This window comes from Methylotenera mobilis JLW8, assembly GCF_000023705.1.
Lineage (GTDB): Bacteria > Pseudomonadota > Gammaproteobacteria > Burkholderiales > Methylophilaceae > Methylotenera > Methylotenera mobilis.
Genome location: NC_012968.1, coordinates 1,822,615 through 1,849,306 on the forward strand (window position 1 = coordinate 1,822,615; position 26,692 = coordinate 1,849,306).

Annotated in this window: 25 protein-coding genes; 16 read left to right on the forward strand and 9 right to left on the reverse strand. The window is 45.2% G+C overall.

The features are described 5' to 3' along the window. Positions 1 to 53: 53 nt before the first annotated feature. The 3 genes from MMOL_RS08440 to MMOL_RS08450 all read right to left on the reverse strand — a co-directional run bounded on the left by MMOL_RS08440 (position 54) and on the right by MMOL_RS08450 (position 4,062). Positions 54 to 557 (reverse strand): MarR family winged helix-turn-helix transcriptional regulator, encoded by a 504-nt coding sequence (locus tag MMOL_RS08440; protein WP_015832604.1) that lies wholly within the window; start codon positions 555 to 557, stop codon positions 54 to 56. Positions 558 to 848: 291 nt separating this feature from the next. Next, positions 849 to 2,879 carry a site-specific recombinase gene (locus MMOL_RS08445; RefSeq protein ID WP_015832605.1) on the reverse strand — a complete coding sequence of 677 codons (2,031 nt, stop codon included), beginning with the start codon at positions 2,877 to 2,879 and terminating at the stop codon, positions 849 to 851. A 370-nt stretch (positions 2,880 to 3,249) separates the two neighbouring features. Continuing rightward, a complete protein-coding gene (locus tag MMOL_RS08450) occupies positions 3,250 to 4,062 on the reverse strand; it encodes an inositol monophosphatase family protein (RefSeq protein ID WP_041928567.1) in 813 nt (270 codons plus the stop codon). A 109-nt stretch (positions 4,063 to 4,171) separates the two neighbouring features. Between MMOL_RS08450 and MMOL_RS08455 the strand changes: the two genes are divergently transcribed. The 11 genes from MMOL_RS08455 to fdx all read left to right on the forward strand — a co-directional run bounded on the left by MMOL_RS08455 (position 4,172) and on the right by fdx (position 14,194). Then, a complete protein-coding gene (locus MMOL_RS08455; RefSeq protein WP_015832607.1) occupies positions 4,172 to 4,915 on the forward strand; it encodes an RNA methyltransferase in 744 nt (247 codons plus the stop codon). Positions 4,916 to 5,054: 139 nt separating this feature from the next. Continuing rightward, positions 5,055 to 6,107, forward strand: a complete 1,053-nt coding sequence (locus MMOL_RS08460) for a S1 family peptidase (RefSeq protein WP_015832608.1) — start codon at positions 5,055 to 5,057, stop codon at positions 6,105 to 6,107. A gap of 167 nt (positions 6,108 to 6,274) precedes the next feature. Further along, a complete protein-coding gene (gene cysE, locus MMOL_RS08465) occupies positions 6,275 to 7,021 on the forward strand; it encodes a serine O-acetyltransferase (protein ID WP_015832609.1) in 747 nt (248 codons plus the stop codon). Positions 7,022 to 7,190: 169 nt separating this feature from the next. Continuing rightward, positions 7,191 to 7,697 (forward strand): Fe-S cluster assembly transcription factor, encoded by a 507-nt coding sequence (locus MMOL_RS08470; protein WP_015832610.1) that lies wholly within the window; start codon positions 7,191 to 7,193, stop codon positions 7,695 to 7,697. A 22-nt stretch (positions 7,698 to 7,719) separates the two neighbouring features. Continuing rightward, a complete protein-coding gene (locus MMOL_RS08475; protein WP_015832611.1) occupies positions 7,720 to 8,865 on the forward strand; it encodes a cysteine desulfurase family protein in 1,146 nt (381 codons plus the stop codon). Between the two features lie 50 nt (positions 8,866 to 8,915). Beyond that, complete coding sequence (locus tag MMOL_RS08480; RefSeq protein WP_015832612.1) at positions 8,916 to 10,169, forward strand: IscS subfamily cysteine desulfurase; 1,254 nt, start codon at positions 8,916 to 8,918, stop codon at positions 10,167 to 10,169. A 235-nt stretch (positions 10,170 to 10,404) separates the two neighbouring features. After that, positions 10,405 to 10,800, forward strand: coding sequence for a Fe-S cluster assembly scaffold IscU (gene iscU / locus MMOL_RS08485; RefSeq protein ID WP_015832613.1), 396 nt, complete (start codon positions 10,405 to 10,407; stop codon positions 10,798 to 10,800). 141 nt (positions 10,801 to 10,941) lie between these two features. After that, entirely contained in the window at positions 10,942 to 11,265 is a 324-nt protein-coding gene (iscA, locus tag MMOL_RS08490; protein ID WP_015832614.1) for an iron-sulfur cluster assembly protein IscA, read from the forward strand. Between the two features lie 11 nt (positions 11,266 to 11,276). Further along, the gene (gene hscB / locus MMOL_RS08495) at positions 11,277 to 11,807 is read left to right on the forward strand and encodes a Fe-S protein assembly co-chaperone HscB (RefSeq protein ID WP_041928789.1); all 531 of its coding nucleotides are present in this window, start codon (positions 11,277 to 11,279) and stop codon (positions 11,805 to 11,807) included. Between the two features lie 51 nt (positions 11,808 to 11,858). After that, complete coding sequence (gene hscA / locus MMOL_RS08500; protein WP_015832616.1) at positions 11,859 to 13,754, forward strand: Fe-S protein assembly chaperone HscA; 1,896 nt, start codon at positions 11,859 to 11,861, stop codon at positions 13,752 to 13,754. Positions 13,755 to 13,852: 98 nt separating this feature from the next. Next, positions 13,853 to 14,194, forward strand: a complete 342-nt coding sequence (fdx, locus tag MMOL_RS08505) for an ISC system 2Fe-2S type ferredoxin (protein ID WP_015832617.1) — start codon at positions 13,853 to 13,855, stop codon at positions 14,192 to 14,194. 123 nt (positions 14,195 to 14,317) lie between these two features. Here the strand turns inward: fdx and MMOL_RS08510 are convergent, their stop codons facing one another. From MMOL_RS08510 to MMOL_RS08520, 3 genes are all read right to left on the reverse strand, one after another. Further along, entirely contained in the window at positions 14,318 to 14,962 is a 645-nt protein-coding gene (locus tag MMOL_RS08510) for a carbonic anhydrase (protein WP_015832618.1), read from the reverse strand. Positions 14,963 to 15,010: 48 nt separating this feature from the next. Beyond that, positions 15,011 to 16,564 (reverse strand): SulP family inorganic anion transporter, encoded by a 1,554-nt coding sequence (locus MMOL_RS08515; RefSeq protein WP_015832619.1) that lies wholly within the window; start codon positions 16,562 to 16,564, stop codon positions 15,011 to 15,013. Between the two features lie 73 nt (positions 16,565 to 16,637). Then, the gene (locus MMOL_RS08520) at positions 16,638 to 16,844 is read right to left on the reverse strand and encodes a hypothetical protein (protein ID WP_015832620.1); all 207 of its coding nucleotides are present in this window, start codon (positions 16,842 to 16,844) and stop codon (positions 16,638 to 16,640) included. A gap of 194 nt (positions 16,845 to 17,038) precedes the next feature. Here MMOL_RS08520 and MMOL_RS08525 point away from each other — a divergent pair, with 194 nt between their 5' ends. From MMOL_RS08525 to MMOL_RS08535, 3 genes are read left to right on the forward strand one after another with little or no spacing between them, the layout of a single operon-like run. After that, complete coding sequence (locus MMOL_RS08525; protein ID WP_015832621.1) at positions 17,039 to 17,770, forward strand: response regulator transcription factor; 732 nt, start codon at positions 17,039 to 17,041, stop codon at positions 17,768 to 17,770. A gap of 29 nt (positions 17,771 to 17,799) precedes the next feature. Then, positions 17,800 to 19,770 (forward strand): ATP-binding protein, encoded by a 1,971-nt coding sequence (locus MMOL_RS08530; protein WP_015832622.1) that lies wholly within the window; start codon positions 17,800 to 17,802, stop codon positions 19,768 to 19,770. Further along, entirely contained in the window at positions 19,748 to 20,209 is a 462-nt protein-coding gene (locus tag MMOL_RS08535; RefSeq protein WP_015832623.1) for a response regulator, read from the forward strand. Before MMOL_RS08530 ends, MMOL_RS08535 begins: the two co-directional genes overlap by 23 nt. An 88-nt stretch (positions 20,210 to 20,297) precedes the next feature. Here MMOL_RS08535 and MMOL_RS08540 read toward each other — a convergent pair whose 3' ends face one another. From MMOL_RS08540 to prfB, 3 genes are all read right to left on the reverse strand, one after another. After that, the gene (locus MMOL_RS08540) at positions 20,298 to 21,695 is read right to left on the reverse strand and encodes a putative porin (protein WP_015832624.1); all 1,398 of its coding nucleotides are present in this window, start codon (positions 21,693 to 21,695) and stop codon (positions 20,298 to 20,300) included. A gap of 226 nt (positions 21,696 to 21,921) precedes the next feature. Continuing rightward, a complete protein-coding gene (lysS, locus tag MMOL_RS08545; RefSeq protein WP_015832625.1) occupies positions 21,922 to 23,472 on the reverse strand; it encodes a lysine--tRNA ligase in 1,551 nt (516 codons plus the stop codon). Between the two features lies 1 nt (position 23,473). Further along, a protein-coding gene (prfB, locus tag MMOL_RS08550; RefSeq protein WP_015832626.1) for a peptide chain release factor 2 occupies positions 23,474 to 24,578 on the reverse strand; the annotation gives its coding sequence in 2 pieces (ribosomal slippage) (positions 23,474 to 24,496 and positions 24,498 to 24,578; 1,104 coding nt in all). 297 nt (positions 24,579 to 24,875) lie between these two features. On the opposite strand from prfB, the gene MMOL_RS08555 reads away from it, so the two are divergent. Both MMOL_RS08555 and MMOL_RS08560 read left to right on the forward strand, forming a co-directional pair. Beyond that, positions 24,876 to 25,532: a DUF47 domain-containing protein gene (locus tag MMOL_RS08555; RefSeq protein ID WP_015832627.1), complete on the forward strand. Its 657-nt coding sequence runs from the start codon at positions 24,876 to 24,878 to the stop codon at positions 25,530 to 25,532. A gap of 10 nt (positions 25,533 to 25,542) precedes the next feature. Then, a complete protein-coding gene (locus MMOL_RS08560) occupies positions 25,543 to 26,544 on the forward strand; it encodes an inorganic phosphate transporter (RefSeq protein ID WP_015832628.1) in 1,002 nt (333 codons plus the stop codon). Positions 26,545 to 26,692: the final 148 nt, after the last annotated feature.

Here is a 26,692-nt window from a genome sequence, read left to right on the forward strand (position 1 = left end):
TTTTGTTTGGTTCCTAACTAATTAGGCAAAAAAAATATCGCTACTTGATTACTTTACTTCATTACGTCTATATTTGCTGCTAATAGCTTCAAGCTGTTAAGCATTGCAGCACGTTCTTCATTGGCCAATACTGTCATTAACGCATGTACTTTTTTATGGTAATACGGCATCACATCATCTAGCTTTTGTTGCCCGGCTGGTGTGAGTTTAATTAAAAACTTGCGACGATCCACGCTATCCATAAAGCGTGTAATCAACCCCTCGCGCTCCAGATTATCGATAAATCCCGTCATAGTAGCTTTGGTTACACCCACCTTTTCTGCCAACTCAGATGGAGAAGAGGTTAAATCGTCCTGTCGCATTAATAGCACAAGTATCCACCAGCGCCCTTGCAGCAGGCCATGTCGGCCAAGTAGCTTATCTAAAGCATCAGAAATATCTGAGCTTGCTCGCAGCAAGTTGGCAAAGTCAGAAATGGCGTGCGTATCCGCATCGGGATAACGTTCCGCAAATTTTTCCAGACTTTTAACTGTAGGTAAATCTTTAAGTAGCAACATAGTAAGGATGATGATAATAAGGAACCGTACTATATGTCAAGCATAATTTTCATCATATCAACAACAAAAAACACTGTCACTAAGTAATGTAAAAAGCCTAGTTACAGCATCGCTAGGCGCTCAGCGCCAACCCTAGCCCTGCCAGCTACCAGTGTTAACGCAAAACTACTATCTACTTAAATTTCAATACATTACACTCAAAGCACATTCGCGCAGTGAGTGCTTACCGTGTTAAAGATTGTTTACACATCAATCGCACGTAGCTCAGCCATATTCACACGGTGCTCACAACTAAGCTGCGGCCCCCTCCTGTTTGTCGTCTTCTTTTGGCGACAAATCCTTAGGAGGGAAAATAAACTCTATCGGGTGCTGGTTTAATCGACTAGCTAGATTTCTGAGCAATAAACGCCAGTCACTGAAATGCACTTTTCTGGACTTCATGGCGACATACAACGCCAAACCAAAACTCACCATCAGGTTACCCAACCCGATCAATGCAAGCCCCAATGCAGCGCAGGCCGCCGCTTGCCAAGTTAGCATAAAGTCCAAACTAAAGCTGGCAAACCCGACAAACGCAGAAGAGAACGAGATATGCCGGATATCAATCGGCAAGCCTAACAATACGCCAAGTGAACCCATGCCACCAAGCATGCAGCCAAAATAAAAGTTACCGGCCAACGCACCCAAGTTGTGTTCAATATAATGTGCCACACGTGCTAAGCGCTCTACGCCCAAAAGACGTTGCAACCAAGGCACTGCCTTTAAGCGTTGAGGGATATTGTTATAAATTGCCAAATTATCGTGATAGCCAGAAATCAAGCCGGTTAAAAACAAACACACCCCGGCAACACCTGCATAAAAGAATGCACCACTGGTAATCGGATGAATGTCTCGCAGCAACTGATGGGCTTTATCTGCGCTAACAAAATGCTGTCCAGAAAAATAAAACACGGCCCAAGACAACAGCATCGCCATAGGAACGGCCACCACCACGTTACCAAAAATGGCAACGGCCTGGCTACGCATGGTCTTAGTCACGGTAGTGACTAAGTTATGCATATCTTTAGTTTTTCCATCTGAAGCGTTGTCGATGGTGGCGGCAATCACCGCTGCCGTCATCGCTGGCTGCTTGGTCGCCACCGTAAAATGCAAGATATGAATCAGCATAAAGCCAATCCCGTAATTCAAACTAAATAAAATCGCCTCAAGCAATGGCGCAAAGTGCTGCTTAGCTAACACCAACTTCAACATCGCCATGAGCGCAATAATCACCCCAGCCCCCATGGCAGAGCGCATCAGTGCAAAGTATTCACTGCGGTTTTCGGTAATGTAGTGCTCGCCGGCGCGACTTGCGTTTTCGGTCACCCGTACGGCCATTACCTCTACATTCTCTTGCCAATACTCATGCAAATCATTTTTATGACACTCGCTGTACACCAAATCTTTAAACAAGGGCACAATCACCGCATTGGCCGACTCTTGATGCTGAAAGCAATGCAGAATGGTCAATAGCTCTTCCAAACGTGCAATCTGCTTTAAGATGCGCTGTAACAGCTGAGTTAAATGTATGCTGGTCCCGGTAAGTGCGCTATTCCTGCGCACCTTTGCCACAATCACTTTACACTGATCTAGCATTACCAATATATGTTTGATATCCACATGCGCATCATCTACATCCTGTGCACTCATGAATTCGGCTAGCTCAGCCTGCTGCATGATAAATGGCGAGCTGTGCTGCTCCAGCTCAGGGTAGTTTTTTAATAACTCCGGCTCTAGCCCAAGTGCTGCCGTACGATAGGAAAGCACCTGCGCAGCAGCCAGCAAGTTTTGCTGACAAGACAAACTAAGTGCTTCATCTGCCAAGTCAAAGCGCATCACACCTATTAACTGCGCCCAAACACTATCAGGCACGGCATTAACCCATATTTCATCCGTTGTTTTTGTGAAGAAAATTGAAAATAAATCAAGCAGGTAGGCACCATCAATCGCCTCAGGCAGAATTTTATGTGAGATGCGTCTACGCATCTCAGAAAAGAAACCAGTAAATACAGAGTGGCGTGCAATCAAAAACAACGACAATGGATTGTAAGCACTTAATAGCTGCAATATAGCGTCTCGCAACTGGCAAGCTTTTGCTGCATCAGTGCTAACCAAGTAACACAGTGCTTGTATGGATTTAATCGCAGTATCCGTTTGTTCAGGCTTTGCTGGACGAATCTGCGCCAATAAGTCTGCAACCAGCTTGGGCGCATCGGCATGCCGCGTATGCTGTTCAAATGCCTGCTCCATCAAATTGGTATGGCTAATTACTTGTTGGCTCATATTTAAAGTGGCTCCATGTAAAACAAGGCAGTATTATTCAGTTAGTAATGCGCCGGCAAGGATAGTGTACACATTAAAAGCCAAGCCGCATGCATGCGTTAAATGCGTTTTCTAACTGCGCTTAACTTAGCATAAATTCATGCATAGAAATCATCTAAAACGTATGGTTCTGCAGACAAACGCCCCAGCATTAAATTCAATACCATTCAAATAGTAGAGAGAGAACATAGTGTTGCATATACATCAGTGCACAGAAAACAACAAACAGAATAATAACTAACAGAGAGAGTGTGGCTGAGCAATACTGAATACTGCTCAGCCTTTAGAAACGTCTGCCAGCTTGGCAGACGCATTTGATCAAAAAGTAAGCTTAAGCGTTTTTAGGCGTTTTCAGTGCTGGGGTTAGGTGTGGATTCAGAACCTGTAGCATTTGCGCAAACACTTTTGGGTTAGCTGCAACGATATTACCGGTTTCTATCCAGCTTTCGTTACCTTCAAAATCGCCTACGATACCGCCAGCTTCTTGCACGATTAAGCCACCCGCAGCAATATCCCAAGCAGATAGATTGATTTCAAAGAAACCATCTACCCAGCCCACCGCCACATATGCTAAATCCAACGCAGCTGAACCTGGGCGGCGAATACCCGTAGTCTTTTTAATCATGTCTTTAAACATGCCTAAATAAGCATCTAAATGTGTAAAGTCGCGGTATGGGAAGCCAGTGGCAATCAATGAGTCTTGCAGCTTGCTACGGTTTGTCACGCGAATACGCTTGTCATTTAAAAATGCACCACGACCTTTAGTTGCGGTAAACAAATCATTACGCACTGGGTCGTAAATCACGGCTTGCGTCAGCACACCCTTTTGCTGCAACGCAATTGAGATGCAATATTGTGGGAAACCGTGTAAGAAGTTTGTCGTACCATCTAATGGGTCAATAATCCAGATATTATCGGCTTCATGGTTTTCATGTCCGCTTTCCTCGCCCCAAAAACCATGGTCAGGATAAGCATCTTTCAAAATATCAATAATTGCCTGCTCTGCTGATCTGTCTACTTCGCTGACAAAATCATTGTAGGTTTTAGTTTGAATAGCAATCGAACCCACATCTTGCGAGGCTCGGTTAATAATTCGCCCCGCTTCACGGGCGGCTTTTACTGCGATAGATAGCATTGGATGCATGACTAGATTTTCTTAAAGAGCTGATAAAATGCTATTTTAACTTTTAATCGCCTTAATACCAAGTTAAGTAGCGCTAAGTAAATAATTTTTAACAATTTAGGTCAGCCAAGTGGATAAACAAAATATTTTCAATAACATCCGTGTCGTTTTATGCCAAACCAGCCACCCTGGCAATATTGGCTCTACCGCGCGCGCCATGAAAACCATGGGCTTAAACCACCTGTATTTGGTGAATCCACTACACTTTCCTGATCCACAAGCTACCTCCCTCGCTACCGGTGCTGCTGACCTGCTAGAAACCGCTACAGTTTGCAGCAGCTTGCAAGAAGCTCTTACCGGCTGCGTGCTGGCAATCGGCATGAGCGCGCGTAAAAGACAAATCTCACATGAACTGGTCAACGTGCGTGAAGCCGCGCACCGCGCCGCTTCTCTCGCACAAAACCAGCCGATTGCCTTGGTATTTGGCACGGAAATGAGCGGCCTCTCCAATGCAGAGCTAGATTGCTGCCAACTATTAGCCATGATTCCAGCCAACCCTGAGTACTCATCACTTAACCTAGCAGCAGCAGTACAAGTAATGACCTATGAAATCCGCATGGCAATACTAGAAGGCAAACTAGAAGCAGCTGAAAACCCGCCAGAGCTTGCTACTAATGAAGCACTCGAAGGCTTTTATGGGCACCTGGAAGAGACACTGGTTAAAATTGGCTACCTTAATCCTACTGCCCCTAAGAAACTGAGCGAACGCATACGCCGCATTTATGCACGAGCCAAACTAGAAAAAGAAGAAGTCAACCTACTCAGGGGCATACTCACTTTATCGGTCACACCCAAAAAGCATCAAAAATACTAAGGCAGGTCATCACAGTAAGCAATTGTTAAACAAGGCTTTAGTTTGAAATGATAGATTGAAGTCATCGAACTTTTTTTAGTCACTATTTTCTTATCAAGATAGTTATATCAAGTTTTATCCATTATTTGGAGATTCTTTGATGCACAAACTGACACTAAGCCTTGGCTTCCTATTCGGTATGGGTTGTATTTTCACGCATAACCTCGCCTTCGCCACCCCACCTGATGGCTTAGTGTATGGGCTCAAGTCCACCGTGGTAAAAATTCGCGTGGTGCTACCTAATGGCCGTTATGGCGTAGGCTCTGGCGTAGTGGTGGCAAAGGACCAAGTCGTCACTAACTGCCATGTTATCGCCAATGCTTACGCGATTAACATCATCAAACTTGGTGAAAGCCACCGTGCCACTAGCCTCAGAGCAGACTGGGAGCATGACCTTTGCATTGCAGGATTTGATAGCTTAGACACCGCCATTGCAACGCTGGGAGAAAGCACCAATCTACAATACGAACAGTCTGTGTTCACGATCAGCTTTCCCAACAACTCACCTAGGCCGCTGACCACCTACGGCGCAGTAAAAGCGCTGTACCCCATGGATAACAGCGTGATCATTCGTTCATCCAACGACTTTAGGTTAGGTGCCAGCGGCGGCGCCATGTTCAACGACGAAGGGAAGCTGGTGGGCATCATCACCCTAAAAAGCCCGGGACGTAATGCTTTTTACTACAACCTACCGGTAGAGTGGATTAAAAACCTGCTGAAACAGCCCGAAGTCAGTCTGGATACTAAAAGTGAATTGCCGTTTTGGGACGCACCGGAAGAAAAACGCCCTTATTTCATGCGTGTAATTCAACCTTTTCAAACCCATGACTGGGAGGCCTTAAAAAAAATAGCGAACGAGTGGGTGCTAGCCGAGCCGTCCACCAGCGAAGCCATCAACTACTTGGCGATTGCCGAGTACAACCTCAAAGAAACAAAAAGTGCCGAGCAGCATTTCAGTCAGCTTTACGCACAAAATAAACATCATTCTAATGCATTATTATATTTGGGCCTGATCGCTGCAGACTCCGGCCATCAGGAGGAAGCCATCAAAACCGCTGCACTGCTGGATCAGCTAGATAAAGACGCTGCCATGAAATTAAACGAGAAATTAGGCATCAAAACTGGTGATGACTGCTCAATCAATCAGTGTTGATTAGCCGTCAGTATCAATTGACTAAGCTAGCGTATGCCCAAGTGTCTGGATTGACATGCCTTAAGCAACTAACCCCGCGCTCAGAGCCCTAGTAAATTAGTCAACCATTGTTGTTTGTGGCATAATTACGCCAATTTAAAACCAACTAAAATCCTGCGCCCAACCACATGTTTGACCACATAAAAGAAGATATTTCTATTGTTTTCGAGCGCGACCCTGCGGCGCGCACGCATTGGGAAATTTTAACCACCTATCCTGGCGTACATGCACTATTGATGCATCGCTTAAGCCACCGATTCTGGAAGGCTAACTTTTTCTGGCTAGGTCGTTTCTGTTCGCACATTGGCCGCTGGTTTACCGGTATTGAAATCCACCCCGGCGCGACCATTGGCCGCCGTGTTTTTATCGATCACGGCATGGGCGTGGTTATTGGCGAAACCGCTATTATTGGCGATGACTGCACCCTGTATCACGGCGTGACACTGGGCGGCACCTCATGGAACAAAGGCAAACGCCACCCTACATTAGAATCTGGCGTAGTGATTGGCGCAGGCGCTAAAGTACTAGGCCCAATCGTCATTGGCGAAGGCGCTAAAATCGGCTCCAATGCAGTCGTGGTTAAAGACGTACCGGCTAACGCAACAGCGGTAGGCATCCCCGCGCGCATCCTGGAAGAAGAGAAATCGAAAAAACGTGAAGAAACCGCGCAGAAAATCGGCTTTGCTGCCTATGCAGTTGGTAATGACGAAAACGACCCCATGATTAAAGCGATACACTCACTGCTTGATCATGCGGCCAAACAAGATCATGCGATTTCTGATTTACAGGCGCAATTAGCGCGCTTAAATACCGATGAGCATAGCGATACGGAAGTAGCAGAAGCGTTTAAGGTACCAACCAGTCATAAACCATAACAAGCAGCGAACACCAGCTCATCAGCAACTACTCTAGGCTGGCACTTGAACTCTAGTAACGTTAGTAGCGGGCTCGGCAAGCTCCAAGCAAGCAATGGAATAGTTGACTAAAATTGTAAGGAATTATACAATTCACGCATCAATGATATTTAATCAGATTTAAAACACTATGCGATTAACCACCAAAGGTCGATTTGCCGTGACGGCAATGTTGGATCTAGCGATCAATGAAACAAAAGACGCGCTCGAAGCCAAGCCAGTTACTCTAGCAGGCATTAGCGAGCGACAAGACATCTCACTTTCATACTTAGAGCAGCTATTTAGCCGTTTACGTAGACAAGGTTTGGTAAAAAGCATTCGTGGCCCAGGTGGTGGTTATAATTTAGCCAAAAGTCACAGTGAAATTTCAGTGGCTGAAATTATCCACGCGGTGGACGAGCAAATTGACGCTACACAATGTGGCGGCCATGAAAACTGCCGAGATGAGGGTCGCTGCATGACGCATGATTTATGGTCTGCATTAAACACCAAAATTTTAGAGTATTTAGACGGCATCACCCTTGCAGACATGGTGGCATCGCAAAAAAGTGGGCAAAAAATATTATTCACGCCACGTAGTTGCACAGCAGCGCAAGATAAAGCCGCTGCCATTAACAGCGCTGCCATTGCTAACTAGGTGGGCTGATTAAGTTTAAACGATGTCCAGCATTTATCTAGATCATAACGCCACCACCGCGCTAGACCCGAGGGTGCTAGAAAGCATGTTGCCTTGGATGCAACGGCAAAGCGGCAACCCAACCAGCCGTCACGTATTTGGTCGTTCAGCGCGTGATGCAGTTGAACATGCCAGAACGCAAGTGGCTGAAGCCTGTGGCGCATATGCCTCACAAGTCATTTTTACTGCATCTGGCACTGAGGCCAACAACTTTGCAGTAAAAGGCATTGCCGGTAACCAAGCTGGCAGCCAAATTTTATATAGTGCGATTGAGCACCCCTGTGTTTCACGTCCAGCGAGAGCGATGCAGCAAGCAGGATGGTTAAGCGACGCGATTGGTGTAGATGCACATGGTGTGCTGTCGACTGCACAGTTACAGCAACAATTGCAAAAGCCGACCAGTGTTGCTTCTGTGATGCTCGCCAATAATGAAACCGGCGTCATCCAAAATATTGCTGAGATTGCAGAGATTGTACGTAAAGCTGGTGCTTTTATGCATACAGATGCAGTGCAAGGCCTGGGCAAAGTACCGGTAAGTTTTACCGATTTAAACGTGCACGCCATGACAGTCTCAAGCCATAAGATTCATGGTCCACAAGGCGCAGCAGCACTGATTTTAGATAAACGCGTGGACATACAGCCGTTATTACATGGTGGTGGTCAAGAGCGAGGCTTACGCAGCGGTACAGAAAATGTTGCCGCCATTGTTGGTTTTGGTGCCGCTTGTGAGCTGGCAGTTGCCAATGTGGCACAGTTTGCCAGCCACACACAAATGTTGCGCGATACGTTTGAGCTTGGCTTAAAAGCGCTGGATGTCACGATATTCAGCCAACAAAGCACTCGTTTGCCCAACACCAGCTTTTTTGCATTAGATGGGATTGAGGGCGAAACCTTAGTAACCGCATTAGACCGTAAAGGTTATGCCGTTGCCAGTGGCTCTGCATGCTCAAGCGACAGCACGGAGCCTAGCCATGTATTGCTGGCCATGGGTATTAAGCCAGACTTAGCACGTGGCGCAGTGCGCGTTAGCTTTGGTGCACACAACACTTTATTGCAGGTAACAGATTTTTTAACCACGCTTAAAAATGAAATTTTGAGACTAAAACAGCTCACCGGTGTGGCAGCCTAAACCGCCCACACCACTACTGAATATATATAACTGGTAAGGATAATTAAGAAATGTCAGCATCAATTGAAATGCAAGTATTGAAAGGCTCTGGGGATGACCAACATCCAGTTTATTTGGATTACTCAGCCACCACGCCTGTAGATCCTCGCGTTGCCGCAAAAATGATTCCATACATTACAGAGCATTTTGGCAACCCAGCTTCACGCAGCCATCCATATGGCTGGACTGCAGAAAAAGCAGTAGAAAACGCACGTGAAGAAGTGGCCAAATTGGTAGGCGCTGATCCACGTGAGATCGTATGGACTTCAGGTGCAACCGAATCTAACAACCTTGCCATTAAAGGTGCTGCTAACTTTTACTCAGCTAAGGGCAAACACATCATTACCGTGACCACTGAGCATAAAGCGGTGATTGATACCGTGCGTGAACTTGAGCGTCAAGGTTTTGAAGCCACTTACTTAGACCCAGAGCCAAGCGGCTTGCTGGATTTAGAAAAATTCAAAGCAGCGATTCGTCCAGACACAGTATTAGCCTCTGTCATGTTTGTGAACAATGAAATCGGCGTGATCCAGGACATTACTGCCATTGGCAATATCTGCCGTGAAAATGGCATTATTTTCCATGTGGACGCCGCACAAGCCACAGGTAAAGTGCATATTGATTTAGAAAAGCTACCTGTAGATTTAATGAGCTTCAGTGCGCATAAAACTTATGGTCCTAAAGGCGTTGGTGCGCTGTACGTGCGTCGCAAACCACGTATCCGTATTGAAGCGCAAATGCACGGCGGTGGTCATGAGCGCGGCATGCGTTCAGGCACTTTGGCCACCCACCAAATTGTTGGCATGGGCGAAGCGTTCCGTATCGCACGTGAAGAAATGGATGAAGAAAATGTACGCATCCGCCGCTTGCGCGACAAGCTGCTACATGGCTTGCAAGACATTGAAGAGGTTTATGTGAATGGTGACCTTGAGCAACGTGTGCCTCACAACCTGAACATCAGTTTCAACTATGTTGAAGGCGAATCACTGATCATGGCGGTAAAAGGCATTGCGGTATCTAGCGGCTCAGCGTGTACTTCAGCCAGCCTAGAGCCTAGCTACGTATTGCGCGCACTTGGCCGCAGCGATGAGTTAGCGCACAGCTCAATCCGCTTCTCAATTGGCCGCTTCACCACTGATGCAGATGTAGATTACACCATCAGTTTAATGAAAGGCAAAATTGATAAATTAAGAGAACTCTCACCACTTTGGGAAATGTTTAAAGATGGTGTAGATTTATCAAAAGTAGAATGGGCAGCGCACTAGAAAACACGCTTTACATGTCTGACTTAGCCAGCGGCGCATGTGTTTAGAAAACTAAACTTCATGCACTTCAGCCTAGTCATACAAACATGGTCGGGTTTTGTAGCAGTTATATTATTTAAGTGAATTAAAAGCGAAGCAAAATCAAGACGGCAAGCCGCAGACAGTACAATTAGTACGGCAAGGCTTGCCAACGCAGAGTTTGCGATGCATTTTAATTCATCACAGGAGAACTAAGATGGCATATTCAGACAAAGTATTAGATCACTACGAGAACCCGCGTAACGTTGGCTCTCTAGATAAAAACGACCCGCAAGTGGGTACCGGCATGGTGGGCGCACCAGCTTGTGGCGACGTGATGAAACTAATGATCAAAGTAAACGACAGCGGCATTATTGAAGATGCTAAGTTCAAAACTTACGGTTGTGGCTCAGCGATCGCTTCTAGCTCATTAGTAACAGAATGGCTAAAAGGCAGAACCATTGAAGAAGCATATGCGATCAAGAACTCTGAAATCGCAGAAGAACTTGCATTACCGCCAGTAAAAATTCACTGCTCAGTATTAGCTGAAGATGCAATTAAAGCTGCAGTGGCGGATATTAAAGCTAAGCAAGCTGCAAAAGAAAACGCTTAAGCTTACATACACTACGAACGCGCCTTGGCTATCAGCCTGATGCTCTTCTCAGACCGCATGGCCTCAGCCAAATGCGGGCGAACGGAGTAAGCGTTGTTTTGTAGTATAAAATAGCAGTCTTAAAGGATTAAACAGAGAACCATGGCAATTACACTCACAGAAACCGCGGCCAGCCGCGTTGAAAAATTTCTTGCGAATCGCGGTAAAGGCGTAGGCCTACGCTTGGGCGTTAAAACCACAGGCTGCTCAGGCATGGCTTACACCCTAGAGTTTGTGGATGAAATGCATCCGGAAGATGTTGCATTTGAGAGCCATGGCGTTAAAGTGATTATTGATCCAAAAAGCTTGGTTTACCTAGATGGTACCGAGTTAGACTTCACCAAAGAGGGCCTGAACGAGGGCTTTAAATTTAACAACCCTAACGTTAAAGATGAATGTGGTTGTGGTGAAAGCTTCACTGTTTAATTTTGATGCACATGCAGAGCACGCCCCACAATCACTTTGAACTATTCTCTATTGCAGAACAGTTTAATCTCGACGCAAACGCACTAGAAAACAATTATCGCAAAATTCAGTCTGCAGCCCACCCGGATCGATTTATTACGGCACCGGCTACAGAAAGACTTTCTGCCATGCACTTGGCTACATCGGCCAATGAGGCATACTCCGTATTAAAAAATCCGGCCAAGCGCGCTAAATATATGCTGGAACAACATGGCATTGATGCCATTGCCGACACCAACACCGCCATGCCTATGGATTTTTTAATGCAGCAAATGGAGTGGCGCGAGCGTATTGAAGATGCAAAAGCAGCACGCGACATCGCCGAACTAGATAGCATTGCTGGTGAGTTGGCGACAGAAGCCAAAGCCTTGGTTAGCAACTTATCTGAGTTATTCGATATCAAGCAAGACCTCGCCACGGCAACAGAAATCACGCGCAAACTCATTTTTATCGATAAAGTTCGTGCAGACATAGACCAAATCATTGAACAATTAGATGATTAGCACAGTTAAATCATTAGCGTAGCAACCAACAGATAAGCAACTTGTAAACTTATGGCATTACTCCAAATTTCAGAACCAGGCATGAGTGCAGCACCGCATCAGCATAGACTTGCGGTAGGCATAGACTTAGGCACAACCAATTCGTTGATTGCGACTGTACGCAGCGGCATGAGCACCGTGCTGCAAGATGACTTTGGCCATGCGCTGTTGCCTTCGGTAGTACGCTATATGCCCAATGGTGACATTGTCGTCGGCCACGAGGCGCAAGCACACCAAAGTGAAGACCCGATCAATACTGTCATATCGGTCAAACGCTTTATGGGTCGTAATCTAAACGACATCACCAACAAAGCGCATATCCCGTATCGTTTTGTTGAAGACGCAGACTCAACCGCCACACGCAGCTTACAATTGCAAACCCGCGCAGGCCTTAAAACACCAGTGGAAATTTCAGCTGAGATTTTAAAAACCCTGAGAGCCCGCGCAGAGAAGTCACTAGGTGGAGAACTTGTAGGTGCGGTCATTACAGTGCCTGCCTACTTTGATGACGCTCAACGCCAAGCCACTAAAGATGCAGCACGCTTAGCCGGTTTAAATGTGTTACGTTTACTCAATGAACCAACAGCTGCCGCAGTAGCTTATGGCTTAGACAACGCAGCAGAAGGTACCTTTGTTATTTACGACTTAGGCGGTGGCACATTTGATGTCTCTATCCTGCGCTTATCCAAGGGCGTATTTGAAGTACTTGCTACTAATGGTGACGCAGCCTTAGGCGGTGACGACTTTGACCACCGTATCTACTGCTGGGTGTTAGACCAAGTGCGCACCGCTAACGAAAACTTCTCCCCACTGAGTGAAGAAGACACCCGACTACTGCTCACCAAAGCACGTCAGGCCAAAGAGTGGCTCACAGACAATTTTGAAGCGCAGATCGTCTGTAAATTAGGCAATGGTATTTTGGTTGACGTTACCTTAACCGCACCGCAGCTGGTGGAGGTGACTGAGCACTTGGTCAGCAAAACCTTATCACCAACCCGTAAAGCCATGCGCGATGCCAAACTTGGCATTGAAGACATTAACGGCGTGGTGCTAGTGGGTGGTGCTACGCGCATGCCGCACATCCGCCATGCGGTACAAGAATACTTCCAGCAAGAGCCTCTGACCAATTTAGACCCAGACAAGGTGGTAGCACTTGGCGCCGCGATTCAAGCCAACATCTTGGCCGGCAATAAGAGCGATGACGACCTATTATTGCTGGATGTCACCCCGCTATCGCTGGGCTTGGAAACCATGGGTGGGCTGGTAGAGAAAGTGATTCAGCGTAACAGCACTTTACCAATCGCACGCGCTCAGGAGTTCACCACCTATAAAGATGGACAAACTGCTATGAGTGTACACGTAGTACAAGGTGAACGCGATTTAGTAAGTGATTGTCGTTCCCTCGCCCGCTTTGAGCTGCGCGGTATACCACCAATGGCTGCTGGTGCAGCCAGAATCCGCGTCACCTTTACGGTAGATGCCGACGGTTTACTCTCAGTATCAGCACGCGAGCAGAGCACTGGCGTGGAAGCACACATCGAGGTAAAACCATCTTACGGCCTGTCTGAAGATGAAATCACCAATATGCTGAAAGCCTCTTTCAACAGTGCAGAAGAAGACAAAAAAGCTCGCATGCTGGCAGAAGCCAGGGTAGATGCTGGTGCGATTATAGGCTCTATCAGCGCAGCGTTAGCGGTAGACAGCAACCTGATCAGCGCTGATGAAGTAGCAGCGATTGAGGCCGAAATCCAAAATCTGCAGCAGTTGATAGCCGCTGACGACGCAACGGCAATTCATCAGGCTGTGGATGCACTCAACCATGCAACTGAAGCATTTGCCGCAGCGCGTATGGATGCAAGTGTTAGCCGTGCCTTAGCTGGAAAACATTTAGAAAACTTAGACTTATAAGCTCAGATTCACAACTACAGATTTATAACTTTAAAACATAATTTAAAAACAATGTGGTACTAACAAAATTAGCACCACCGTATGATTGAGAAGCCAATATGCCACAAATTATTATCCTGCCTCACGTAGAACTTTGTCCAGATGGCGCAGCCATTGAAGCACAAACAGGTGAGTCTATTTGCGATGTTTTGTTAAATAATGATATTGATATTGATCACGCCTGCGACAAGGCCTGTGCATGCACGACATGTCATGTAATTGTGCGTGAGGGTTTTAAATCCCTGAACGAGTCTACCGAGCAAGAGGATGACTTACTGGATAAAGCCTGGGGCTTAGAGCCAAACTCCAGACTTTCATGCCAAACCCTTGTAGGTACTGAAGACTTGGTGGTAGAAATTCCAAAATACAGCATTAACATGGCAAAAGAAGGCCACCGCTAGAGAACCTAAGCTGTACTATAGGCCTTGCGCACTTTGCCTTGAGCCCTGCGCACATCAATGCTTTCATACAAAAAAGCCACCTAAAAAGGTGGCTTTTTTTATTGATACCTCACCGGCAGATGACTAACCAATATAAGTCTCTTCCAAAAATTTCACTTTACCTGTGGTCAGGTCATAAATAGAACCCACAATCGCAATCTGGCGCGCTTCAATCATATCGTTCACGATATCACTTTGACGGATAATGGTCTCAATCTGGTGCTTAACGTTTAACACATTGATTTTCTCAACAAAGTCTGGATTTTTTGAAGTTCTGTCTTCTTTATTTAACACCGTTTTTTCATGACGAATTGATGGTTTAATAAAGTTGATGATTTCACCGATATGACCGTCTTTAAAGTCATCACATGCTGCTTTTACTGCGCCGCAGCTGCTATGCCCCATCACCACAATCAGCTTACTGCCTAAATACTTAGAGCTAAACTCCAAGCTGCCAATCGCTTTATCAGAAGCAATATTACCCGCCAAACGCACGCTGAAAATATCGCCCAATGCCTGATCAAATAATAGCTCAACTGGCGCACGTGAGTCACTACAGCTCAAAAAAGACGCAAAAGGATGTTGCTTATCTCGCGTGATGTTCAGCAAGCTTTGAAAGTCTTTATCGTGTGAATAGTTATTCATAAAACGAATATTACCTTCCACTAAAATATCCAAAGCTTCTTTTGGTGACATTTGGTCGCGGTTAAGTAATGGGTGTTTATACATGCTTATTTCCTATTTTGATAATAATGAGCAAACTTCTAATTCAGTTGATTAATATTTAGGTTGAATAAATTTAATCGTTTCCACTTCAATATTTCTTAATTTTGCATGAAGCGGGTAATCACGGATGTATTCTACAACATCATATGCAATTGATTTGCAATTAGAACAATCGATAATCACCTTTGCATTGCCAGGAATCACTTCCAGCACTTTCAAAATGCTCGCTTTATTAAAGAATGATATCTCTTCGGCCAACACTATATGGTGTACTTCACGGCCATCTTCTGTGGTGGTGGTTTCTTTCATATAGTGCGAGTTACGGTAGCTATGGTGCAAGGTGTAAAACACACCAACCACTAAACCAATGGCAATACCAGTTAACAAATCAGTCAACAAAATTGCCGCAACTGTCGCCACAAATGGTGCAAACTGCTCCCAGCCTAACTTATACATATGCGCAAACAATGCTGGCTTGGCTAACTTATAACCCACCATAATCAAGATAGCGGCCAAGCTGGCTAGAGGAATCATATTTAACAGACCAGCGATGGTCACCGCGCTCAATAATAACCAAATACCATGCAAAATCGCAGACAATTTAGTCTTAGCACCAAACGTGATATTAGCTGAGCTACGCACAATTACCTGTGTAATCGGCAAGCCACCAATCAAGCCAGAGAGCACATTACCAATCCCTTGCGCTTTAAGCTCCTGATTCGTAGGTGTTACGCGTTTTAATGGGTCTAGCTTATCCGTAGCTTCTACACACAATAGTGTTTCTAAGCTTGCAACAATCGCCATGACCACAGCAACTTTATAAATTTCTATATTGGTGATTTGCGAAAAATCAGGCGTTGTAAACTGTCCGATCAAGTCGCCCACACTATGTGCTACCGGCAATTGCACAATCTGATTTTCTGCTAAAGTAAAGTTTAGAACTCCGTTCTGAAACAGCCAGTTAAACAAAATACCAACCAGCACCACGATGATCGGACCTTGTAGCAATTCAAATATACGGTGCTTCTTGGTCAGCGTAGTATCCCATAGCACTAATATCAGCATAGATACGGCTGCAATCAATAGCGCACCAGGTGTTAACAACGACCAAGCATCAGCCAGCGCTGAAAACGTATTGCTGCCATCAGCCTGCACAAAAGACTCGCTACCTTGGTAATCAAAATCATAACCCAGTGCATGCGGTATCTGCTTCAGTACAATTAATAAGCCAATACCGGTCAACATGCCTTTGATCACTGAAGATGGCACAAAGTACGCAATAAATCCTGCCTTAAAATACCCCAACAGAAACTGAATCACACCAGCCATCACAACAGCCAGTAGAAATGCTTGAAATGAACCTAAAGTACCGATTGCAGTGAGCACAATGACTGCCAACCCCGCAGCCGGCCCACTCACACCTAGCTGAGAGCCACTAAACATGCCAACTACAATACCACCTACTATCCCGGCAATGACGCCGGAAAACAATGGCGCTCCAGACGCAAGCGCAATACCCAAACACAAAGGCAATGCGACGAAAAATACCACGATGCTCGCTGGTAAATCATTTTTTATTTCACTAAACCACGTCGCTATTTTCATTATTACTATCTCTACAATATGATTGATGAGCCAAGAATGGAATCCATACCCCAGGCATATTTAACTGAATTAACTACCTTGGCTTGCTTTCCATGTAAGGTCTACTACCCAGAAATTTAGTTTTAAGCACATCGTGCTTATCTGATTGATTCTTTTCTACCGTTTCAGCCTTGCTCTCTTTAACCGGCGCTGTTTTTTCTTTCTCTGTGTCTTGTGTTTCAGAGGCATACGCATTAAGCACAAACATTAAACCTATTAACCATGCTGACAATACTTTCATTCTTTTCTCCTATATCGTTATTGCTGCGCCCTGTATTTAGGCTACGCCTTGTATTTGGCGCTTAATTACAATAACTCGTTAACAACGGGGTCAATTGTATAGAGAGATATGGCAACAAAAGTCTACCGATATAGGTATATCAGTATATACTGTTCGGCATACACAATTCCTTAATACCTCTACGAAGAGATTCTATGGAAAGCGCTAGAGAGTTTCGACTCAACAACCGCGAATCGCAGGCAAAAGAAGCACAGGTCAGGCTATTTAACAGCTTGGGCGCTGCATTATTTGAAACTGGCTGGAACACAGATTCGCCACAATACTTGTTAGAGTTAATCGCCGCCTACATTGCGGCAGAACATGGCATTATCGCAACCGAGTCAGCCGGCAAGCTCAACATCGTTGCCACTAAAGGGCAAACCCTGCCGCAAGGCACTCGCGTGCCTATGCTGGGTATTTTTGCCTCGCTATTGAAATATCCCGTGAAATTTAAGGCGCATCAATATCAGGGCAGCATGTTCTGGACTTACACACCCAGCGATGCTGACCAAGAATACCTGATACCAATTGCGATTGGTCAACAGTCTGTCGGCCTCATCGCTCTGTCGGGACAAAACCTGCAACTCTCACCGCATGAACTTATCACGCTGCAATCAATCAGTGGCATACTCGGCCTAGCGCTTAAACAAGCATCGTCCATGAGCGCAGAAGATAAAGACCTCACCGTTATTGAGCACCTCACGCCGAGAGAGCGCGAAGTGTTTGCCTTATTGCCATCCGGCTTAAGCAATCGAGAGTTAGCAACCAAATTAGGCATCTCAGCGGGAACCGTTAAAATTCATGTAGAAAGAGTGTTAAGCAAACTCAATTTACGTGATAGAACCCAGGCCGCGGTCAAGGCCTATGAGCTGGGCTACAGAGCTTAACGACACAGATTAGCGTGATTAATATTCAGATGAAACTAAACATACAGCAACTGCGAGCTCCATCATCTATTTGGCAGGATCTGCCATTACGGATTAAAGGGCCGATAGTGATTGCATTGCCGCTCACCATTTTGCTGCTTTCGCTGCTCTCGCTTTACTTGCACGAGAAGCAAGCCGCCATACTCGAAAACAAACTAAGGGTTGCCCTACAAAACCAGCGTGATATTCAAGCGGTGCATACCCAACTGGTAGAGGCATCGACCAGTGTGCGTGATTATTTACTCACGGGTGAAAAATCATTTCTGGGCATTTACTTTCAAGCCAATAAAAATCTAGACGCCACACTCAATAAACTGGAGGTGGAGCTCGAGGATGAAGAACAAATCACAAGACTCAGTCGCATCAAACCCTTGGTCAATAAAAACCTAGCAGACCTAGCTCAATTAGCCAGTAGCAACCTAGAAATTGACAACACGACACTGGTCAGACAATTTAGCGTGCAGGGTAAAACTTTAAACAACCTACGCACCTTGATAGAAGAAATGGGTGCGCGAGAAGCAAAACTGGTAGCAGACGACCAAAAGCAAGTGAACTATGAACGTCAGCGCAATATCAACCTCACCATTATTTCGGCATTGGCCGGTATTTTAGGCACACTGGCCAGCGCATGGGTATTTTCCAGAACCATCGTCAAACGCGTACAACTCATCCGCGACAGCGCAGCACACTTAGCCAGAGGCGAGGCACTGGCACTGCCCTCCATCAGCCAAGATGAGCTTGGCCAATTAGCGCATGAACTAGACCAAGCAGCACAACTACTCAGCAACAGCATGTATGAAGCAAACCTAGCCAAGCTACAGGCACAAGAGGCTAATGCTGAAAAAAGCATCTTTTTATCAAGAACCAGCCACGAGCTGAGAACCCCGCTAAATGCCATTTTAGGCTTTGCACACCTCCTGGAAACAGACTTAACCGACCTGAAACAAAAGGAAAGTCTGTCTATGATTTCTGCTGCCGGTAAGCATCTGCTGAAGCTTATTGACCAAGTGCTGGATATCGCCAGGATCGAATCTGGCGATATGCAAATTGACATACAACCATGCGACATCTCTGCGCTACTAGATGAAGCCACGCATTTTATGCACCCACTGGCTAAAGCTCGGGATATTCAGATTAAAACCTACTACCCACCAGATCTCGTCATTGCCACCGATAGACAAAGACTCTTGCAAATCGTGCTTAACTTGATTTCTAACGCACTGAAATATGGCCCTGCCAATGCCAAAGTGTATATGCAAGCTTACAAAAAAGATGACAAGGTAATCATTGAAGTAGCCGATGAAGGCAAAGGCATCCCAAAGTCCATGCACCATCGGGTATTCACCCCGTTTGAACGCCTAGGTGCAGAAAATACCAAGGTAGAAGGTGTAGGCCTAGGGCTGGCGCTCAGCAACCAAATGATGGCAGCACTAGGCGGGGAAATTAATATCGCGAGTGATAAAAGCTTATTCCAACTTACTCTGCCCTACAAGCAGCTGGTAGGAATGCCAAAACCCGCGATTGATGAACCGTCCGCCTTAAATAGCATCTCATTACGTCATCAAGCCAAAATACTCTACGTAGAGGATAACCCGAGTAACCGAGCGCTTATCGAGGCAATCATTGCCAGGAACGCTAATTTTCATTTGTATGCGGTTAGCACCATACAAGAGGCCAAAATTTTTTTAGTAAAATCTACACCGGATATTGCGTTAATTGATTTGAATCTACCAGATGGCTCTGGCGTTAACTTGGTTGAGCACATCCAAAACCACGCCCATCATGCACATATCCCCATTCTGATTCTATCTGCAGATGCAACGCGCGCAAGTATTGGTAGACTAAAGCGTATGGGGGTATATGAATACTTTACCAAACCCTTGGATATTGCAGCATTTAACCAAACGCTGAATAAACTACTCAACTCGATTGAAAAAAATGAACGAAAAACTAATTCTTAACGCAAAGATTCTTATTGTTGATGACTCTGATGCGAACTTGCGTTTACTTGAAGAGCTACTAGCAAGAGAAGGCTTCACCCAGGTGCTGAGTACGACAGACCCAACTCGCGCCATGGATTTATTTAACGCACTACAGCCGGATATTATTCTGCTCGATCTGATGATGCCTGAACTAGACGGCTACGCAGTGCTAGAGCAGCTATCAAAACGCATCACACCAGACGAATACCTGCCGGTGCTGATACTCACCGCAGACAGCACGATTACCGCCAAAAGAAAAGCGCTATCCCTAGGCGCTAAAGACTTTCTCACTAAACCGTTTGACTCTATTGAGGCCATGCTAAGGGTATGGAACCTACTGGAAACACGCATGCTGTTTCGCGCACTAAAAGAGCACAACCCGCTATTTAAAATGCCTAGCCATACAGTAAGTGAATAGGTTATTACTCATAAAAAAGCCCGCTACTTGAGCGGGCTTTAATTCATACTTATAAATATCTTAAGTCACTAACTTTAGTTAGTTCTAATTAGAATCTATAAGTTAAATCTAATTGGTATAAGTCATAGCTTTTCAAATTATAACCAAGATCACCTGCTACACCTGCGGTAGATATCTTGTCATTTTTATTTGTAGCATGACCAGCAGCAAAGTTGATGAACACATTTTCTTGTAAGTTATATTGTGTCTTAAGTACAACGCCCTTCATGTTAACTTTTGAATCCATAAAGTCTGAATCAACCGCATTAGGATCAACCGCATAGACACCTACATCTTGATACCAAAGTTTAGCAGACCAATCACCTTTAGCAACTTTTGGACCGGCTTTATAATTGATACCAACACCTAGCAACCAAGCGCTATCATCGTTAGAATCTAACTTAGCCTTATTTGCTGCACCTGAAATACCCGCAACTGCTGCATCACGGCGATCATTACCATCTAGGTTTTTAACATAATCACCAAATAACGAGTAACTTAATGGACCTGATGTACTAAAATTCAACTCGGCTGGAATTTCAATTGTTCTTAAATTATTTGTACCAACGACATTAGTACCTAGTGTAGTAGCAGATCCAATTGCAGGAACAAACTTACCAGCACGGTCATTATTAGAGTATGTTGTGTAAGTTAATGCAGCCTTACCTTTAACACCATCTGCCAATGGAACTTCTGCACCAGCTTGGAAAGCCATAATCCAGTTTGATATTGAATCAGCTGTAGTTGCTGTACCTCCGTACTTCCTTGTATCACCGAGGTATTGTGACTGAACACCTGTTAAGAAAAACTTGTTATCACCGACTTTGAAATTAGCTTTTTCCACTAAACCTTCAAAAGTTAAATCTGAATCCCATACCATTTGCGTGGTGTAAAGTGGATTTGCCACACGACCAGCTTCGAGAGCCAACCAATCAGTCGCTTTGTAGCCAACCATTGCTCGTTTGATATAAGCAGCTTCTTTAGTATTAGATCCATTAGAACCACCTGATGCCGAACCAAATGTTGCATTATCTGAGCGACCATGTTGCCCCATAGCCAACGCTAGATCAGTATAAAAGTTACCTGACTCTGTTTTCACACCCAATGTCAACTTGTAACGATCACGTGTTCTGTCTTGCTCTTTACCTGCGACATCTTCACCGTTTCTTTGCTCAACACGAACGCGAATATCACCATAAAGCTCAGCATTATCAATTGCATCAGAAACTTTAAGTTTAGAGGCTTTTTTCATTGCTTTTGCTTGACTAACAGACTCCATCTCGCGGCCTTTAGTCAACAAAGCACCTTCTTCTTCCGTCAAAACACCTTTAGCAACTAACGCGTTCACAATATCCGTAGTAGAATCTGCAGATGCCTGTTGTGCAACACCTAACATTAATGCGCCAGTAAGACTCGCAGCTACCAAGCTACGTAATTTGTAGTTCATTTACATTCCCTCTATTAATTTAATAATTATTTACTGCGTTTTTTGACAGAGGCGATTTTGCGGTAGCTGTATTACAGTTTCATGACATGGTTCAATTTATAAAAATAATTTTTCACAGGCTATACTTTTGTTGCATTTACGCAACAAAAAAGCCGTGGCTAGTATCTACTAGCCACGGCCTTGGTGAAGCAAGTTAAAGCTTAAAACAAGTAACGCTAATTAAAACTTAAGCTTCTGGACGCATATGCGGGAACAGAATCACATCACGGATACTTGGGCTATCCGTAATCATCATCACCAAACGGTCAATACCGATACCACAACCGCCGGTCGGTGGCATACCGTACTCTAGCGCACGAATAAAGTCTGCATCGTAGTACATCGCCTCGGCATCACCCGCTTCTTTCGCCTTCATTTGTGCATGGAAACGTGCGGCCTGATCTTCAGCGTCATTTAATTCGCTAAAGCCGTTAGCAATCTCACGCCCTGTTACAAACAGCTCAAAACGCTCGGTAATTTCTGGGTTTTTGTCTGATGCACGTGCTAACGGTGAAACTTCCACAGGGTAATCAATAATGTAGGTAGGCTCCCACAATTGGCTTTCTGCGGTTTCTTCAAACAACGCTAATTGCAATGCGCCTAGGCCTGCATGGTCAAATGGTTTGGTGCCGAATTTAAGAATTTCTGCGCGCAAGAAGTTGGCATCATTCAATTGCTCCAACGTATATTGCGGTGCATATTTCTGAATGGCGCCCACAATAGTCAAACGTTGGAATGGCTTGCTTAAATCCAGTTCACGGCCTTGATATTGCAACACGGCAGAGCCTGTCGCCGCAATCGCTGCAGCGCGTATGCAACGCTCGGTGAAGTCCATCAACCATAGGTAATCGGTATAAGCCGCATAAAACTCCATCATGGTAAATTCTGGGTTATGGCGTACGCTTAAACCCTCATTACGGAAGTTACGGTTCACTTCAAACACGCGCTCAAAACCACCTACTACCAAACGCTTCAAATACAACTCAGGGGCAATACGCATATACATTTGCATATCTAGCGCATTGTGATGCGTGATAAACGGCTTAGCCGATGCACCGCCCGGAATTGGGTGTAGCATTGGCGTTTCTACTTCTAGAAATTGATTCTCCAGCATAAAGCTACGAATCGCAGACACCACTTTACTGCGTGCCATAAAGGTGGCGCGTGTTTCTTCTGACACCATCAAATCTACATAACGCTGACGGTATTTCACTTCTTGGTCTTGCAAGCCGTGAAATTTTTCAGGCAATGGGCGTAATGATTTGGTCAGCAAACGCAGTTCAGATACTTTGACTGAAAGCTCACCAGTTTTGGTTTTAAACAATACGCCTTTGGCCGCGATAATATCGCCCAAGTCCCAGTGCTTAAATGCCTCGTAAACTGCCTCGCTGTTTTCATCGGTGAAGTTGTCTTTGGATACAAACAGTTGAATACGCCCTGTGCTATCTTGCACTGTAGCAAAACTGGCTTTACCCATCACACGTTTTAGCATCATGCGGCCAGCAATGCTCACATGCACAGCTCTAGGCTGCAATATCTCATTATCAAACCCACCAAACTCAGCATGCAGTGCTGCAGCGTGATGTTCTGGTTTGAAGTCGTTAGGGAAAGCAGCTGAGCCATTTTGCTTAGCACTCTCACGAATCGTTTTTAATTTTTCGCGGCGCTCTGCAATCACATGGTTTTCATCCACTGCAATCACTTCATTATTTTGTTCATTATTTTGCACGTTACTCACACTACACTCCCTGCTTCAAACTTTCGGTAATAAATGGGTCAAGGTCGCCATCCAGCACGCCTTGCGTATTGCCAATTTCCACGCCAGTACGCAAATCTTTAATGCGTGACTGGTCTAGCACATAAGACCTGATTTGATGTCCCCAACCAATATCGGTTTTGGCATCTTCCAGCGCTTGTTTTTCTTGGTTGCGCTTATTTAACTCTAAGTTATAAAGCGCACCTTTCAGCATATTCATCGCCTCTTCACGGTTACGATGTTGCGAACGGTCATTTTGACACTGCACCACAGTATTGGTCGGAATATGCGTAATACGTACTGCAGAGTCTGTCTTATTGATGTGTTGTCCGCCCGCGCCGCTGGCACGATAAGTATCGACACGCAAATCCGCTGGGTTAATATCAATTTCAATTGAATCATCTACCTCAGGGAATATCTGCACACTAGCAAAGCTAGTATGGCGTTTTGCATTAGAGTCAAACGGTGACTTGCGCACTAAACGGTGCACGCCATTCTCGGTGCGCAGAGTACCGTAGGCGTAATCGCCGGACACCTTAATAGACGCACCCTTAATACCGGCAACGTCGCCTTCAGACTCCTCCAGCACCTCGACCTTAAAGCCTTTACGCTCACAATAGCGCAAGTACATACGCAGTAGCATGTTCGCCCAGTCTTGCGCTTCGGTGCCGCCACTGCCTGACTGAAACTCAATAAAACAATTCGCGGAGTCTAACTCTCCAGAGAACATACGCCTAAACTCCATCTCGGCGATTTCCTTCTCTAACGCCAAAGAATCATGCTCCACGCTGAGCAAGGTATCGTCATCATTCTCTTCACGTGCCATTTCAAACAACTCTTGCGCATCTTTTAACCCACCTTGCACGTGGATGAGTGTATTCACCACCAGCTCAAGCGTACGCTTTTCTTTGCCTAACGCCTGACTTTTAGCGTTGTCATCCCAGATCTTAGGGTCTTCCAGTAGGCCATTTACCTCTTCTAAACGCTGGCTCTTGGACTCAAAGTCAAAGATACCCCCGTAGGGCATGATTACGCTCGCTTAAATCGCCTAAACGATTAGCAATAATATTGAGTTGTTCTGCTTCCATAATACTGACGTGTTGCTAAAAAACGACATTATACAGCAAAGGCTTACCACACCATATTGCCGGATTTAAGTATGGCCAACCCTATACATTACCTAGCTTTATAAGCCACACTCACCCACACCAGGCTTTGCCAAAGCAGCTAATCTCACACGCATGCTAACTAGCTACATTTAAAAAAGTTCCATTAAAACCATATAAATACTCGCAGATTTTGGTCTAGGCGGTTAAAATTGCGATATTCAATAATTTTTAATCTAAAAGTAACAAAACGGTAATAAATAAGGGAGTTAAAAAACTATGGCAAATGCTGCACTTGGTCGATTAATGGCTGCGATTTCACCACGTAATGACAATTACTTCGTGCTTTTCAACAACCTGGCAGACTGTGCCGTCAAAGGTTCAAAAGTACTCGCCATGATGGCAGCAGTAAGAGATAGCGAAAAATTCGATGAGCATTTTGCTGAAATTAGAAAAATCGAATCTGAAGCAGACGAATACACCAAAGAAATTTTACTCTCCCTCCATAAAACCTTTATTACCCCATTCGACCGTCGTGAAATTCGCGAACTTGCCATGGCACTAGACGACATCATCGACTACATGGAAGCTATTCCACAAAGTGCAAAAATTTACGGTCACACTGCATTTACACCTGAAATGGTAGCGCTAGGCCAAATTCTGCTACGTGCATCAGAAAAAGTACGCGAAGCAGTGAGCATGCTGTCCGACATGAAAAATTCAGGCCGCATTCTACAAGCCTGTGAAGAAATCAGCAGTATCGAAGGTGAAGCTGACCACGTAATGCGCTCAGGCATGCATCGTTTATTCGCTGAAGAAGATGATGCCCGCACCTTAATCCGTTCTAAAGAACTCTACGATCTATTTGAAGAAGCAGTTGATAGCTGTGAAGACGTTGCCGACGTTATCCATGGCGTAGTACTTGAGCGCATTTAAGGGGTAAACAATGGATCACGCAATTCTCATCATGGCGTTTCTCGTCGTGGTTGCCCTCATATTTGACTTTATGAACGGCTTTCACGACGCAGCCAACTCTATTGCACTCATGGTTTCTACACGCTTACTTACACCGCAGGCTGCGGTAGTATGGGCTGCGTTTTTCAATTTCAGTGCATTTCTGTTTTTCGGCTTACATGTGGCTGACACGGTGGGTAAAGGGATTATTGACCCCAACATTGTGAATAATGCGGTAATATTTGGCGCACTGATTGGTGCAATTGCATGGAACATCATCACCTGGTGGTTCGGTATTCCGTCATCATCATCACACGCACTGATTGGTGGTTTACTGGGTGCCGGTGTGGCACATGCCGGTACGAAAGGCATCATTCTCGGTACTAAGCTAATCACTACCGGTGTTGCCATTGTCTTATCACCACTGTTTGGTATGCTACTGGCAATGCTGCTTTCAGTCATAGTGCTATGGTTATTTCAAAAATCTTCACCTTACAAAACAGAGAACCGCTTTAATAAGATGCAATTTATCTCGTCTTCTCTATTTAGCTTAGGGCATGGTGCTAACGATGCGCAAAAAACCATGGGGATTATCACCGTGCTACTATTCGCAAATGGCTATCTGCAAGGCGATTTTCATGTGCCATTCTGGGTAGTGATTTCATGCCAGCTAGCCATGGGCCTAGGCACCTTGATGGGTGGATGGCGTATTGTACGTACAATGGGTATGGGCATTACTAAAGTGCGCCCAACTGGCGCTTTCTGTGCGCAAACCTCTGGTTCTATCGCATTATTCCTAGCCACATCATTTGGTATTCCAGTTTCAACCACACACACTATCACGGGTGCGATTGTTGGCGTAGGTGTATCACGCCGCGCCTCTGCCGTGCGCTGGGGCTTAGCCTCAAGAATCGTATGGGCATGGGTACTCACGATTCCATGTGCCGGCTTGATGGCTGCGATTGGTTACCACCTAGGCCGCAGCTTTATGTAACTAGGTAACGGCAATCGTAGAAAAGGGCTCAGTTTGAGCCCTTTTTTTATTTAGCCAATTGTACTAATTTAATTTTTGTCATGATACTGTCACATTAGCTTCATATGATACGTTCAGTTCAACAACTGACTACTCTCTAAGGAGCAAC